This window comes from Streptomyces sp. H27-D2 (assembly GCF_035828615.1).
Taxonomy (GTDB): Bacteria; Actinomycetota; Actinomycetes; order Streptomycetales; family Streptomycetaceae; genus Streptomyces.
Genome location: NZ_JAYMZR010000013.1, coordinates 85,384 through 97,298, shown reverse-complemented (window position 1 = coordinate 97,298; position 11,915 = coordinate 85,384). Strand labels below are relative to the sequence as shown.

Genomic DNA, 11,915 nt, shown 5'->3' with positions numbered 1-11,915 from the left:
CCCCCCCCGACGGCGGCAGCCGCGGGGACAGCGCGGCCGGCGGATGCCCGTTGCCCCCGGGCTGCCGGGGCCCGGCGGGACGGACCGCGGGGGACGGCTTCGTCGCCCCCGCGAGCCGGTTGCCGTTGACCACGGCGCCCGCCGCCGTCCGGCCGGGTTCCTCGTCGGAGTGCCTGCTCCGGTTCTCGTACGGACCGTTCCGCGTGGCCCCTTCGGCCTGAACTGGTTGCTGCTCAGGTGCGCTCGACACGTGTTCGCCTCCGGCGGCTCGCGGTTGGGCCCCTCCTGCCCGAAGGAGGGCAATGAGGACGGGCAGCGGGCCGGCGCGCGGGACCGCGCGCTCGTCGCACCGTGCGCCGCGGCCCGGTGCCGGTCTCCCCTCCGCGCGGTCTGCCGTACGGCATCCGGTTTCCGTCCTCTCACCTGTTCTTCCCACAACGGACGACCTCCGCACCCGCTTGATCAGGCGGACCTGGCCGCGCGCGGGGGCGGACGGACGACGGGCGTACGGCGGGACACGGGGGAGCGCCGGGGGAGTACGACGTTTCCCCTGGAGGGGGGTGGTCGTTGGGGCTTGTGTGAGACACGCAATGGGATGTAGAGGGCACGCGGCGCACACCGAGCGCATCGGGGCGCGCCGGGCCGTGCTGACGGCGGTGCTGGCGATGATGGCGACGGCGGGCGCGCTGGCGGGTCTGGCGGGCTGCGGTGCGGCGGACGGCGGCTCCGAAGACGGGCAGGGCCGGCCGCGGCAGGCGATCACGATCACCCCGAGGGACGGCACCGAGAACGTACGGTCCGGCGGCCGCATCGAGGTGCGGGTCCCCGACGGGCGGTTGCAGCGGGTCCAGGCGACCCGCACCGAGGACGCGCTGACCTCTCCGGTGCCGGGACGGATCGCGTCGGACGGCCTGAGCTGGCAGCCGACCGAGGACCGGCTCGCGCTGGCCGGCAAGTACAGCGTGGACGCGGTCGCGGTGGACGCCGGGGGCCACCGTTCCGCCCGGCACAGCTCGTTCACCACCTATGTGCCCCGGCACCGCTTCATCGGCTTCTTCACCCCTGACGACGGCTCCACGGTCGGCACCGGCATGATCGTCTCCTTCGACTTCAACCGGCCGATCACCGAACGGACCGCCGTACAGCGTGCGATCAAGGTCAGCGCGCAGCCGCCGGTCGAGATCGAGCCGCACTGGTTCGGCGACGACCGGCTGGACTTCCGCCCCCGTGCCTACTGGCGGCCCGGCACCCGGGTCACCCTCGACCTGCGGCTGCGCGATGTGAAGGGCGCGCCCGGCGCGTACGGCACCCAGCACAAGAAGGTGAGCTTCACCGTCGGCCGCGACCAGACCAGCCTGGTGGACGCGGAGGAGCACACCATGACGGTGCGCCGCGGCGGCAAGGTGGTCAGGATCGTGCCGATCAGCGCGGGGGCGCCGGGCAACACCACCTACAACGGCAAGATGGTGGTGATGGAGCGGCACGAGGTGACGCGGATGGACGGCTCCACGGTCGGATTCGGCGGCGAGTACGACATCGAGGACGTCCCGCACGCGATGCGGCTGACGACCTCCGGCACCTTCCTGCACGGGAACTACTGGTCGGCTCCCGGCGTCTTCGGCGCCGGCAACGCGAGCCACGGCTGCGTGGGGCTGCGCGATGTGAAGGGCGGCGGCCGCTCGACCCCGGCGGGCTGGTTCTACCGCAGTTCGATGATCGGCGACGTCGTCGAGGTGGTGGGTTCCCACGACCGGACAGTGGCCCCGGACAACGGCCTCGGCGGCTGGAACATGCCGTGGCGGGAGTGGCGGGAGACGCAGGCGGGAGCCGGTAAGGCACGCTGACGGGACTCCCGTTCCACCCGGCCCGCCCCGACCGTCCCGTTGGGACCGAATGGTGACATTCGGGGGGAGCCGTCCGTCACCGCGGTGTGGTTGTCTAACGCCGTGCGCGTGTGTCGCGCGCGGGGGCGCCGCACGGGGGCGGGCCGGGTGAGGGAAGAGGAAACGATCTTGAACGTGCAGCCGATATCGGGGGCGGGCCGTACGCGGGAAGGTACGCGATCAGGGCGTACGCGCAGGGGCACACGGGGCGGTAAGGGGTTGCTCGCGCTGGCGCTCGGCACCGCGCTGCTGGTCAGCGCGTGCGGCGGCGGAGGGGACTCCGGCGGCGACGCGAAGTCCGGGGGCGAGGGCGACGGCGCCGGCGACAAGAAGGCGTCGCAGGCGGCTGTGACGATAGCGCCCGAGAACGGCGCCGACGACGTCGCGACCACCGGCGAGCTCAAGGTCATGGCGGAGAAGGGCAAGCTCACCTCCGTCAAGGTCGCCGACTCCAACGGCAACAAGGTGGACGGGAACATATCCGCCGACGGCGCGAGCTGGAAGCCGACCGGACACCTCGGCGCGGCCAACAAGTACACCGTGAACGCCGTCGCGAAGGACTCGCGGGGCCGCGCGTCGGCCAAGCACTCCACCTTCGACACCCTGGTGCCGAAGAACACCTTCATCGGCACCTTCACACCGGAGAACGGCGCGAAGGTCGGCGTCGGAATGCCGGTGTCGGTCAAGTTCAGCCGCGGGATCACCAACCCCGAGGACGTGCGGAAGGCGCTCAAGGTCACCGCCTCGCCGTCGGTGCCGATCGAGGGCCACTGGTTCGGCAACGACCGGCTGGACTTCCGCCCGGAGAAGTACTGGGCCGCGGGCACCAAGGTGACGCTGCGGATGAACCTCGACGGCGTCGAGGGCCGCACCGGCGTCTACGGCGAGCAGGTCAAGGAAGTGAAGTTCACCGTCGGCCGCGGCCAGGTGAGCGTGGTCGACGCCAAGAGCAAGAAGATGACCGTCAAGCGCGACGGCAAGACCGTCAAGACGATCCCGGTCACCGCGGGCGCGCCGGGCACCACCACGTACAACGGCAAGATGGTGGTCAGCGAGAAGCACGAGGTGACCCGGATGGACGGGGCCACCGTCGGCTTCGGCGGCGAGTACGACATCAAGGACGTCCCGCACGCGATGCGCCTCTCGCAGTCCGGCACCTTCATCCACGGCAACTACTGGTCCGGCAAGGCCACCTTCGGGTCGCGCAACGCCAGCCACGGCTGCATCGGCCTGTTCGACGCCCGCGGTGGCGGCGACACATCGACCCCCGGGGCCTGGTTCTTCAACAACTCGCTGGTCGGTGACGTCGTCGAGGTGAGGAACTCCGACGACGAGACCATCGCGCCGGAGAACGGCTTCAACGGCTGGAACATGTCCTGGGCGGACTGGACCGCGAAGTAACGAACCCCGCGGGACCGGGCGGCGAGCCGCTCGGAGCGGGCGGCGGTACGGGCCCGGTGCGCTGTGACCAAGCGCACCGGGCCCGCTCGCGTCCGCCGTCTGCCGGAACAGGCCCTAACGCGGGCTAACCTGCCCCCATGACTGTGAATTTCGAGGTCTCCGAAGGCGTCGGCACCATCCGCCTGGACCGCCCGCCGATGAACGCGCTGGACATCGCCACCCAGGACCGGCTGCGCGAACTCGCCGAAGAGGCGACCCGCCGCGACGACGTACGGGCCGTGCTGATCTGGGGCGGCGAGAAGGTGTTCGCGGCCGGCGCGGACATCAAGGAGATGCAGACCATGGACCACGCGGCCATGGTCGTACGGTCCAAGGCGCTCCAGGAGGCCTTCACCGCCGTCGCCCGCATCCCCAAGCCCGTCGTCGCCGCCGTCACCGGCTACGCCCTGGGCGGCGGCTGCGAGTTGGCGCTCTGCGCCGACTTCCGGATCGCCGCAGAGAACGCCAAGCTCGGCCAGCCCGAGATCCTGCTCGGGCTGATCCCCGGCGCGGGCGGCACCCAGCGGCTGGCCCGGCTCGTCGGCCCGTCCAAGGCCAAGGACCTGATCTTCACCGGCCGTCAGGTGCGGGCCGCCGAAGCGCTCAGCATCGGCCTGGTGGACCGGGTCGTCCCCGCCGAGGAGGTGCACAGCCAGGCGCACGCCTGGGCGGCCAAGCTCGCGCAGGGCCCGGCCCTCGCGCTGCGCGCGGCCAAGGAGTCCATCGACGCGGGTCTGGAGACCGACCTCGACACCGGGTTGACGATCGAACGGACTTGGTTCGCCGGGCTGTTCGCGACCGAGGACCGGGAGACGGGCATGCGCAGCTTCGTCGAGGAGGGCCCCGGCAAGGCCAAGTTCCGCTGAGCGAGCCGCCGTCGCGGGCGCCGGCCCGAGCCGATCCGCTCCGGCGAGCGCCCGTACGGGCGCCGGCGGGTCCGCTGTGACACCTCGTGCGGGCGAATCCCGCGAGGTGGCGCGGCGTCCGGAGCCGCTGGCGGGACGGGCGGTTCCCGACCTCGTCCGGATAGCTGACTGGGCATCATCGATGCAGGTCACGAGGGCTTTTCCGGCGGACGTCCTGCCCTTGGCATATGCAGAGAGAGGCGGGTGGGGCCGGTGGCCGGGACTGATGAAATCCACCGGTTCCACCCCGGAGCGCCATCACGGCGGCCATGATGGTGGGCATGGCGGGCTTGGAGGGCATGGAGCCGCCGCAGCGAGGTCATGCATCCGCTGCGCGACTGGCGACGACCGCCGAGGACGATTTCGCGTCCGAGGCGCTCGACTCGATCGGTAATCCGACACACGACGAAGTACGGCTGCCCTCGCGCCCCGAATCGGCCGGCGCCGCCCGCCGCCTCACCGAGTCCGTACTCCTCAAGCACTGGGCGCTGTCGCCCCAGCTGACGGAGAACGCCGTGCTGCTCGTCTCCGAGCTGGTCGGCAACGCGGTACGGCACACGGGCGCGCGGACCTTCGGGCTGCGGATGATGCGGCGCAGGGGATGGATCCGGATAGAGGTCCGCGATCCCTCGCGCGGCCTGCCCTGTCTGATGCCGGTGCAGGAGATGGACGTCAGCGGCCGGGGCCTGTTCCTGGTGAATCTGCTGTCCGACCGCTGGGGCGTCGATCTGCTGCCGCGCGGCAAGACCACCTGGTTCGAGATGCGGGTCATGGACCGCTGAACGACTTCGGGGCCCGCGTCCGCGCGCGGGCCCCGAAGTGACCACCGCGGACGAGTGGGGTGTGGTCCGCGGTTTCGTTCATCGACCTGGCCCGGGTCAAGTGGGGGTCGCTCTTTCGACTATGGCAGGCGGAGCGGTATCCCGCCAATGGCATGGAAAGCTTTAAAGTGGTGCATATCTGGTCATCCATCTCGCGGATCAAAGGTGAGCTGTGCCACCAGCCTTGTAAACGCTGGCTAAATACGTGTTCGACCTGATGTATATGCAGGGGGAGTCGCCGGGGGCGGGTGCCGGCGGGGCCCGGAGTGGCTGTCTGCGGGGCCGTGGCGGCGGTCTGCGGGCCCGTGGCGGCGGTTTCCGTCAGAGGTCCAGGCCGCGCCGGCGTTTCTTTCTTTGCCGACTGTTGGTCGGGTGCGGTGCCGTGCGCCTTGGCGGCGCCATGGCGCACGTCCGGCATGGATCCGCGTACGAGGTGTCATGTCCCCGCCCAATCAACGGACCCGGGAGCCCCCCATGGAAGCCCACAACGACGCCCCGCGACCCCCCACCCGCCGCGGCCTGCTGCGCGGCGGAGCCCTGCTCGGCGCCACGGCCCTCGGGCTCGCGGCCCCCGTCGCGGCCCGCGCGGCGGACCGGCGGCGAGCCGGCGCCGCGGCCGACCCGCCCACGCACTGGATCCCGGCCAGCCCGTCCAACTACACGAAGTCCAGCCGCCCGAGCGCCTATCCGGTGGACTTCGTCGTCATCCATGTCACCCAGGAGACGTTCCGGGACACCCAGGCGATCTTCCAGAACCCGGACAAGAAGGTCTCGGCGCACTACGTGGTCGCCTCCGCCGACGGCTGCGTCGGGCAGTTCGTACGCGAGGCGGACGTCGCCTGGCACGCCGGGAACTGGGACTACAACACCCGCTCCATCGGCATCGAGCACGAGGGCTGGGTCGACAAACCGGAGTACTTCACCGACGCGCTGTACCGCCAGTCCGCCGCGCTGACCGCCGCCGTCTGCGACCGTTACGGCATCCCCAAGAACCGCGAGCACATCATCGGCCACGCCGAGGTGCCGAAGGCCACCCACACCGACCCCGGGCCGCATTGGGACTGGCCGCGCTATATCGGGCTGGTCAACGGCGGCTGAGGCAGCGCCGGTGCCCGCGGGCCCCCGCCGTGCCGATAATCTGTCCACGTTCCAGCAGGCATACAGAAGGGGGCGGGTTCCGTGGCGGACATCCAAGCGGCCAGGACGGCATTCGAGCGGTTCGACGTCAATCACGACGGGCGGATCACCGCGGCCGAGTACAAGAGCGTCATGGCGCAGCTGGGTGACCCCTACGTCACCGAGACTGTCGCGCAGGCGCTGATCAACTCCGTGGACAGCGACGGCGACGGTCAGATGTCGTTCGAGGAGTTCTGGGCGAGCCAGCAGCGCTGACCCCACGTTCCGGCGGTACGCCCGCGGGCCCGGCACGCGAGTGCCGGGCCCGCGGCATGTCCGCGCCGACTGCCGGGCCGCGCCGCTGGGCGCTCGCGCCGGTCACCGGGAGCCGCGCCGCTGGGCGCTGGACCGGCGGCGGCGGTCGTTGCAGAGCAGGCAGCGCCCGTATCCGGGCGGGAGCGGGTCCTCCTTGTCCCCGTACAGCGGGTCGGCGGCGCCGCGCGGATGCTCGGTGCACCCGGTCGCGCCGAAGGCCGCGCCGAGCGCGCCCGCGGCGGACAGCGCCCGGCGCAGGGCGTCGACCAGCTGGTCGGCCTCGTAGTTGGACGGTGCCTTCTCCAGCGCGAAGGCGATGTCGGTGGCGGTGTTCAGCGCGTTCTGGAGTTCGCGCAGGTCTGCGTAACTCATGCTGCCGAGCGTAGGTGCCGGCACTGACATCCGCCGCTCCCGGGGCCCGGAAGCGCTCCGGGGCCCGAGTGCGCTACGCCCCGGCCCAGGTGCGCAGCGCGTCCCTGTCCGGGAAGTCCGCCACGTTCTTGTCCAGCGGACGGTCGGTGTGCTGGTGGAACAGCCAGTCGGCCTGGATGCGCGGTTTGCCCGCCGTCACGTAGTCGGCGATCCACAGTCCGTCCCCGGCGTACGAGGTCGTGTCGTGGTTCAGCCAGAAGTCGCGGTTGCAGTAGAGGAGCACCCGGTGCCCCGGGCACAGCCGCTTGACCTCGCGGATGAACTGGTCCTTCTGCGCGTTGGAGGCCCAGGTTCCGGAGCTGTTCGTCTCCCAGTCGACGGCGAGCAGGTCTCCGTCCGCGGCCTCGCTGTGCTCGACGAAATACGCGGCCTGAGCGGCGATGTTGCCGGGCCACAGGAAGTGGTAGAACCCCACGACGCACTCGGCCTCACGGGCGCGGGCCTCCTGCGAGGAGCGTCTGGGATTGATGTACGAGCGGCCTTCGGTGGCCTTGATGAGGACGAAGTCCAGCCCGTCGGCAGAGTAGTTCGCTTGATGGGAACTGACATCGACACCGTGCAGCATGCGCCGCCGCCTTTCCGTCGCTCGCGTCGCGGACAGCACGGGGAGCATGCCCATGTCGGCGCGGATTCAATGATTCCGCTCAGCCGCCGGACGGCGGCGCGCGGGGGCGGGCGCAGGGCGCGGGCGTCAACCCGGGGGCGCGCACGGCGGGTTCAGCGTCTTCCGGCGGTGGAGGGGTGGGTCTCCAGCACCCAGTCGTGGTGCCGGACGGTGTCGGCCGCCGTCCGGCCGGCCAGGATGTCGCAGAGCAGCGCGGCGCACGCGCGGCCGTAGTCCGCGGGGCGCAGGTCCACCGCGGTCACCGGCGGGTCGCAGCCCCGGGTCGTGACGCCGGCGACGCAGGAGGCGACCAGCAGGTCGCCGCCGACGGTGCGGCCGAGGGCCGCCGCCGCCCGCAGGACTCCGGGGGCCGCGCCGTCGGGGGCGCAGATCACCGCGTCGATCGCCGGGTCCGCGTCGAACAGGGCCCGGGTGGCGGCTTCCGCCTCTCCCGCGGTGGCGGCGAACGGCACGGTGCGCAGGGCCACCTCGCCGCCGTGCGCCCGCCCCCAGTCGCCGGCCGTGACGCGCAGCGCGGCGGCCCACGCGGAGGCCCCCTCCGGCGCGAGCAGGGCCGGGCGCCGGCCGCCCCGTGCGCGTACGTGGTCCAGCAGGGCGGTCAGTGAGGCGGAGTTGTCGCAGACCACCGCGCCGCTGGGGTCCGGCGCGGGGCCGAGGTAGCGCTCGCCGGTGACGACGGGGACTCCCGCGTCGAGCAGGCCGGGTACGGCGGCGTCCGTGACCTCCGGGTCGATCACCAGCAGGCCGTCCACCCGGGAGGCGAGCGGTCCGGCCGCGCCGCCGGCCGGGGCCAGCAGGACCACGTCCAGCCCCTCCTCCTGGGCGCGGGCGACGGCCCCGAAGGCGAGGTTCATGTAGTAGTCCAGCCGGGTCGCGGTCTGCGGCAGGTGGAGGCCGACGGCCCCGGTGCTGGAGTGCCGCAGCCGGCGCGCGGCGCTGTTCGGCCGGTAGCCCAGCTCCCGCGCGATCGCGCGGACCCGCTCGCGGGTGGCTTCCGCGACCCGTCCCGAGCCCTGGAGCGCGTCGGAGACGGTGCTCTTGGAGACACCGGCGGTGCGGGCGACATCGAGCAGGGTCACGGGGCGACTGATCACGGTTGTGGAGTCTAGACGTTCGGGCCAGGGCTTGCCGGAACGTTCCGGCAAGGTTTACATTCTGGTTGTGCCGGAACGTTCCGGCATTCGGGTGCGGCTGTCCGCCGCCGCCGTCCCTTCGTCCCCAGGGAACTGTTCATGCGAGTGATCACCGCGTACGACCCGCCCGTCTCCTCGGCCCGCAACCGCCCCGCCGAGCGGACCCCGCTGCGCGTCGCCGCCGTGCAGACGAGCTGGCACAGCGACCCCGCCGAGCACCGCGCGGCCCTGCTGGAGGGCATCCGGCTCGCCGCCGCCGAGGGTGCCCGCGTCGTCTGCCTGCAGGAGCTGACGCTCTCCCCGTACTTCGCGGTGGTCCGCAAGGCCGACCACCCCGAGCCGGCCGACCCGGAGGAGCTGCTGACCGGGCCGACCTTCGCGTTCGCCGCGGACGCCGCCCGCGAGTTCGGTCTCTACGTCCACGCCTCGCTGTACGAGAAGGCCGACGGCCCCGCCGGTCCCGACGGCCTCGGCTACAACACCGCGATCCTCGTCGCCCCCGACGGCGCCCTCGCCCAGCGCACCCGCAAGACCCACATCCCCGTCTCCGAGGGCTACTACGAGGACCACTGGTTCCGCCCCGGCCCGGCCGGCGACGACGCCTTCCCGCTCGTCCAGGTGGATGAAGCCGCCTTCGGCCTGCCCACCTGCTGGGACCAGTGGTTCCCCGAGGTCGCCCGCGCCTACTCGCTGGCCGGCGCCGACGTGCTGGTCTACCCGACCGCGATCGGCTCCGAGCCCGGCTACCCCGACTTCGACACGCAGCCGCTGTGGCAGAAGGTGATCACCGGCAACGCGATCGCCAACGCGACCTTCATGATCGTGCCCAACCGGACCGGTACCGAGGGCACGCTCACCTTCTACGGCAGCTCGTTCATCGTCGACCCGTACGGCCGCGTGCTGGCCCAGGCCCCGCGCGACGAGGCCGCCGTGCTCGTCGCCGATCTCGACCTGGACGCCCGCCGCGACTGGCTGGAGCTGTTCCCCTTCCTCACCACCCGCCGCCCCGACGCGTACGCGCCGCTCACCGCCACCGGCTGAGCCGCCCCTCGCGCCCGCCCGCCCGCGCCGCCCACCGCCCGCGCCCCGACCTGACCGGGGCGCGGAGCCGGTGGGCGGCGCGGCTCCGTTGCGGGCGGGGCAGGCGGGGACGGGCGGCCGCGTCCCCTGCGGGCGGCGTCCGGAAGGGGGGCCAGTAGAGTTCGGCTCCATCCCCTCCTGATCTTCGAGGTACCGGTCGTGAGCTCCGCACCCCCCGCACCAGCAGTGACGGTCGTCGGGATCGGCGCCGACGGGTGGGGCGGCATCTCCGCGCTCTCCCAGCGGGCGCTGCGCGAGGCCGAGGTGCTGATCGGTGGGCCCCGGCAGCTCGATCTGCTCCCCGCCGCGTGCGCGGGCGAGCGGGTGCCCTGGCCGACGCCGCTGCGGCCCGCCGTACCGAAACTCCTGGCGGCCCACGCGGGCCGCCGTATCTGCGTGCTGGCCAGCGGCGACCCGATGTTCTACGGCATCGGGCGGGCCCTGTCCGAGGTGCTGGGCGCCGGTGTGCCGCACGTTCTGCCGCACCCCTCGTCCGTCTCGTACGCCTGCGCCCGCCTGGGCTGGCCCGTGGAGGACACCGAGGTGCTCACGCTCGTCGGCCGGCCCGCCGCCGCACTGGCCGCCGCCCTGCACCCCGGCCGCCGGCTCCTCGTGCTCAGCGCCGGCGCCGCGACGCCCGCCGAGGTGGCGGCGCTGCTGCGAGAGCGCGGCTTCGGGCCGAGCCGGCTACGGGTGCTCGAACAGCTCGGGTCCGAGCGGGAGCGGCAGAGTGAGGGCGTCGCCGAGGACTGGGACCTGCCGCCGGGCGACCCGCTGAACGTCATCGCGGTCGACTGCCGGCGCGCGCAGGGCGCGCTGCGGCTGGCGAGCACTCCCGGGCTGCCGGACGAGGCGTACGAACACGACGGGCAGCTCACCAAGCGGCACGTCCGCGCGGCCACCCTGGCGGCGCTCGCACCGGCCCCCGGCGAGCTGCTGTGGGACGTCGGCGGCGGCTCCGGCTCCATCGCGATCGAGTGGATGCGCGCGCACCGCTCCTGCCGGGCGGTCACGGTCGAACGCGACGCCGCACGGGCCGAGCGCATCACCCGCAACGCGCTGGCGCTCGGCGTCCCGGCGCTGCGCGTCGTCACCGGCGGCGCGCCCGGAGCGCTGGCCGGGCTGCCCGTACCGGACGCCGTGTTCGTCGGCGGCGGGCTGACCGTGCCGGGGCTGCTGGAAGCCTGCTGGGACGCGCTGCCCGCGGGCGGCCGGCTGGTCGCCAACACGGTGACCCTGGAGTCCGAGGCGCTGCTGGGCGAGTGGTACCGCCGGCACGGCGGCGAGCTGGTACGGCTCGCGGTCGCGCACGCCGTCCCGGTGGGCGGCTTCACCGGCTGGCGGCAGGCGATGCCCGTCACGCAGTGGACCGTCAGCAAATGTCCCCCGCACGTTTCCTCAGGAGAACCACGATGACGGTGTACTTCATCGGAGCCGGTCCCGGCGCCGCCGACCTGATCACGGTGCGCGGCGCGCGCAGGCTCGCCGGCTGCCCGGTCTGTCTCTACGCGGGCAGCCTGGTGCCGCGCGAACTGCTGGCCGAATGCCCGCCGGACGCCCGGCTGGTGGACACCGCGCAGCTCAACCTCGACCAGATCACCGCCGAGCTGACGTCCGCCCACGAGCAGGGCCACGACGTGGCCCGGCTGCACTCCGGCGACCCGTCGGTCTTCAGCGCGGTCGCCGAGCAGATGCGCCGGCTGGACGCGGCCGGAATCCCGTACGAGGTCGTGCCGGGCGTGCCCGCGTTCGCGGCGGCGGCAGCGGCGCTCAAGCGCGAACTCACCGTTCCCACGGTCGGCCAGACCGTCATCCTGACCCGCGTCGCCAACCGCGCCACCGCGATGCCCGAGGGCGAGGACCTGGCGACCCTCGGCCGCAGTGGCGCGCTGCTCGTCCTGCACCTCGCCGCCCAGTACGTCGACCGGGTGGTGACGGAGCTGCTGCCGCACTACGGCGCGGACTGCCCGGTGGCCGTGGTCGCCATGGCCAGCCGCCCCGACGAGGTGATCCTGCGCGGCACCCTCACCGACATCGCGGAGCAGGTGCACACGGCGGGCGTCATCCGCACCGCCGTGATCATGGTAGGCCGGACGCTGGGAGCGGAGCAGTTCGGCGACAGCCATCTGTACTCGGCGGAGCGGGAGCGGCACGGCTGCTGACCG

At 72.9% G+C, this 11,915-nt stretch carries 12 protein-coding genes and 1 pseudogene; 9 read left to right on the top strand and 4 right to left on the bottom strand.

Going from position 1 to position 11,915, the window contains the following annotated elements:
• Nucleotides 1-250: pseudogene (locus QMK28_RS08275) on the bottom strand (hypothetical protein); the annotation flags it as partial.
• A 340-nt stretch (nt 251-590) separates the two neighbouring features.
• Between QMK28_RS08275 and QMK28_RS08270 the strand changes: the two are divergent.
• The 6 genes from QMK28_RS08270 (at nt 591) to QMK28_RS08245 (ending at nt 6,441) form a co-directional block, all read left to right on the top strand.
• The gene (locus QMK28_RS08270; RefSeq protein WP_326436370.1) at nt 591-1,844 is read left to right on the top strand and encodes a L,D-transpeptidase; all 1,254 of its coding nucleotides are present in this window, start codon (nt 591-593) and stop codon (nt 1,842-1,844) included.
• Nucleotides 1,845-2,012: 168 nt separating this feature from the next.
• Nucleotides 2,013-3,284 carry a L,D-transpeptidase gene (locus QMK28_RS08265; protein WP_443050579.1) on the top strand — a complete coding sequence of 424 codons (1,272 nt, stop codon included), beginning with the start codon at nt 2,013-2,015 and terminating at the stop codon, nt 3,282-3,284.
• 137 nt (nt 3,285-3,421) lie between these two features.
• Nucleotides 3,422-4,189 carry an enoyl-CoA hydratase/isomerase family protein gene (locus QMK28_RS08260; RefSeq protein ID WP_326436368.1) on the top strand — a complete coding sequence of 256 codons (768 nt, stop codon included), beginning with the start codon at nt 3,422-3,424 and terminating at the stop codon, nt 4,187-4,189.
• Between the two features lie 320 nt (nt 4,190-4,509).
• Nucleotides 4,510-5,010, top strand: a complete 501-nt coding sequence (locus QMK28_RS08255) for an ATP-binding protein (protein WP_326436367.1) — start codon at nt 4,510-4,512, stop codon at nt 5,008-5,010.
• Nucleotides 5,011-5,523: 513 nt separating this feature from the next.
• Nucleotides 5,524-6,147 (top strand): N-acetylmuramoyl-L-alanine amidase, encoded by a 624-nt coding sequence (locus QMK28_RS08250; RefSeq protein WP_326436366.1) that lies wholly within the window; start codon nt 5,524-5,526, stop codon nt 6,145-6,147.
• An 81-nt stretch (nt 6,148-6,228) separates the two neighbouring features.
• Nucleotides 6,229-6,441 (top strand): EF-hand domain-containing protein, encoded by a 213-nt coding sequence (locus tag QMK28_RS08245; protein WP_326436365.1) that lies wholly within the window; start codon nt 6,229-6,231, stop codon nt 6,439-6,441.
• A gap of 102 nt (nt 6,442-6,543) precedes the next feature.
• Here the strand turns inward: QMK28_RS08245 and QMK28_RS08240 are convergent, their stop codons facing one another.
• The 3 genes from QMK28_RS08240 to QMK28_RS08230 form a co-directional block, all read right to left on the bottom strand.
• Nucleotides 6,544-6,852 carry a hypothetical protein gene (locus tag QMK28_RS08240; RefSeq protein ID WP_326436364.1) on the bottom strand — a complete coding sequence of 103 codons (309 nt, stop codon included), beginning with the start codon at nt 6,850-6,852 and terminating at the stop codon, nt 6,544-6,546.
• Between the two features lie 73 nt (nt 6,853-6,925).
• Complete coding sequence (locus QMK28_RS08235; protein ID WP_326436363.1) at nt 6,926-7,477, bottom strand: GH25 family lysozyme; 552 nt, start codon at nt 7,475-7,477, stop codon at nt 6,926-6,928.
• A 152-nt stretch (nt 7,478-7,629) separates the two neighbouring features.
• The gene (locus QMK28_RS08230; RefSeq protein WP_326436362.1) at nt 7,630-8,631 is read right to left on the bottom strand and encodes a LacI family DNA-binding transcriptional regulator; all 1,002 of its coding nucleotides are present in this window, start codon (nt 8,629-8,631) and stop codon (nt 7,630-7,632) included.
• A gap of 138 nt (nt 8,632-8,769) precedes the next feature.
• Between QMK28_RS08230 and QMK28_RS08225 the strand changes: the two genes are divergently transcribed.
• The 3 genes from QMK28_RS08225 (at nt 8,770) to cobM (ending at nt 11,912) form a co-directional block, all read left to right on the top strand.
• Complete coding sequence (locus QMK28_RS08225; RefSeq protein WP_326436361.1) at nt 8,770-9,711, top strand: carbon-nitrogen hydrolase; 942 nt, start codon at nt 8,770-8,772, stop codon at nt 9,709-9,711.
• A gap of 198 nt (nt 9,712-9,909) precedes the next feature.
• Nucleotides 9,910-11,166, top strand: coding sequence for a precorrin-6y C5,15-methyltransferase (decarboxylating) subunit CbiE (gene cbiE, locus QMK28_RS08220; RefSeq protein WP_326436360.1), 1,257 nt, complete (start codon nt 9,910-9,912; stop codon nt 11,164-11,166).
• Nucleotides 11,163-11,912, top strand: a complete 750-nt coding sequence (gene cobM / locus QMK28_RS08215; protein ID WP_326436359.1) for a precorrin-4 C(11)-methyltransferase — start codon at nt 11,163-11,165, stop codon at nt 11,910-11,912. The genes cbiE and cobM overlap by 4 nt, the downstream gene beginning before the upstream one ends.
• The last annotated feature ends 3 nt before the right edge of the window (nt 11,913-11,915 follow it).

What these genes read in the sequence shown, in the direction of transcription:
- QMK28_RS08270 (WP_326436370.1), top strand. Translation starts at nt 591, where the DNA reads ATGGGATGTAGAGGGCACGCGGCGCACACCGAGCGCATCGGGGCGCGC.
- QMK28_RS08260 (WP_326436368.1), top strand. Translation starts at nt 3,422, where the DNA reads ATGACTGTGAATTTCGAGGTCTCCGAAGGCGTCGGCACCATCCGCCTG.
- QMK28_RS08255 (WP_326436367.1), top strand. Translation starts at nt 4,510, where the DNA reads ATGGCGGGCTTGGAGGGCATGGAGCCGCCGCAGCGAGGTCATGCATCC.
- QMK28_RS08250 (WP_326436366.1), top strand. Translation starts at nt 5,524, where the DNA reads ATGGAAGCCCACAACGACGCCCCGCGACCCCCCACCCGCCGCGGCCTG.
- QMK28_RS08240 (WP_326436364.1), bottom strand. Translation starts at nt 6,852, where the DNA reads ATGAGTTACGCAGACCTGCGCGAACTCCAGAACGCGCTGAACACCGCC.
- QMK28_RS08235 (WP_326436363.1), bottom strand. Translation starts at nt 7,477, where the DNA reads ATGCTGCACGGTGTCGATGTCAGTTCCCATCAAGCGAACTACTCTGCC.
- QMK28_RS08225 (WP_326436361.1), top strand. Translation starts at nt 8,770, where the DNA reads ATGCGAGTGATCACCGCGTACGACCCGCCCGTCTCCTCGGCCCGCAAC.
- cobM (WP_326436359.1), top strand. Translation starts at nt 11,163, where the DNA reads ATGACGGTGTACTTCATCGGAGCCGGTCCCGGCGCCGCCGACCTGATC.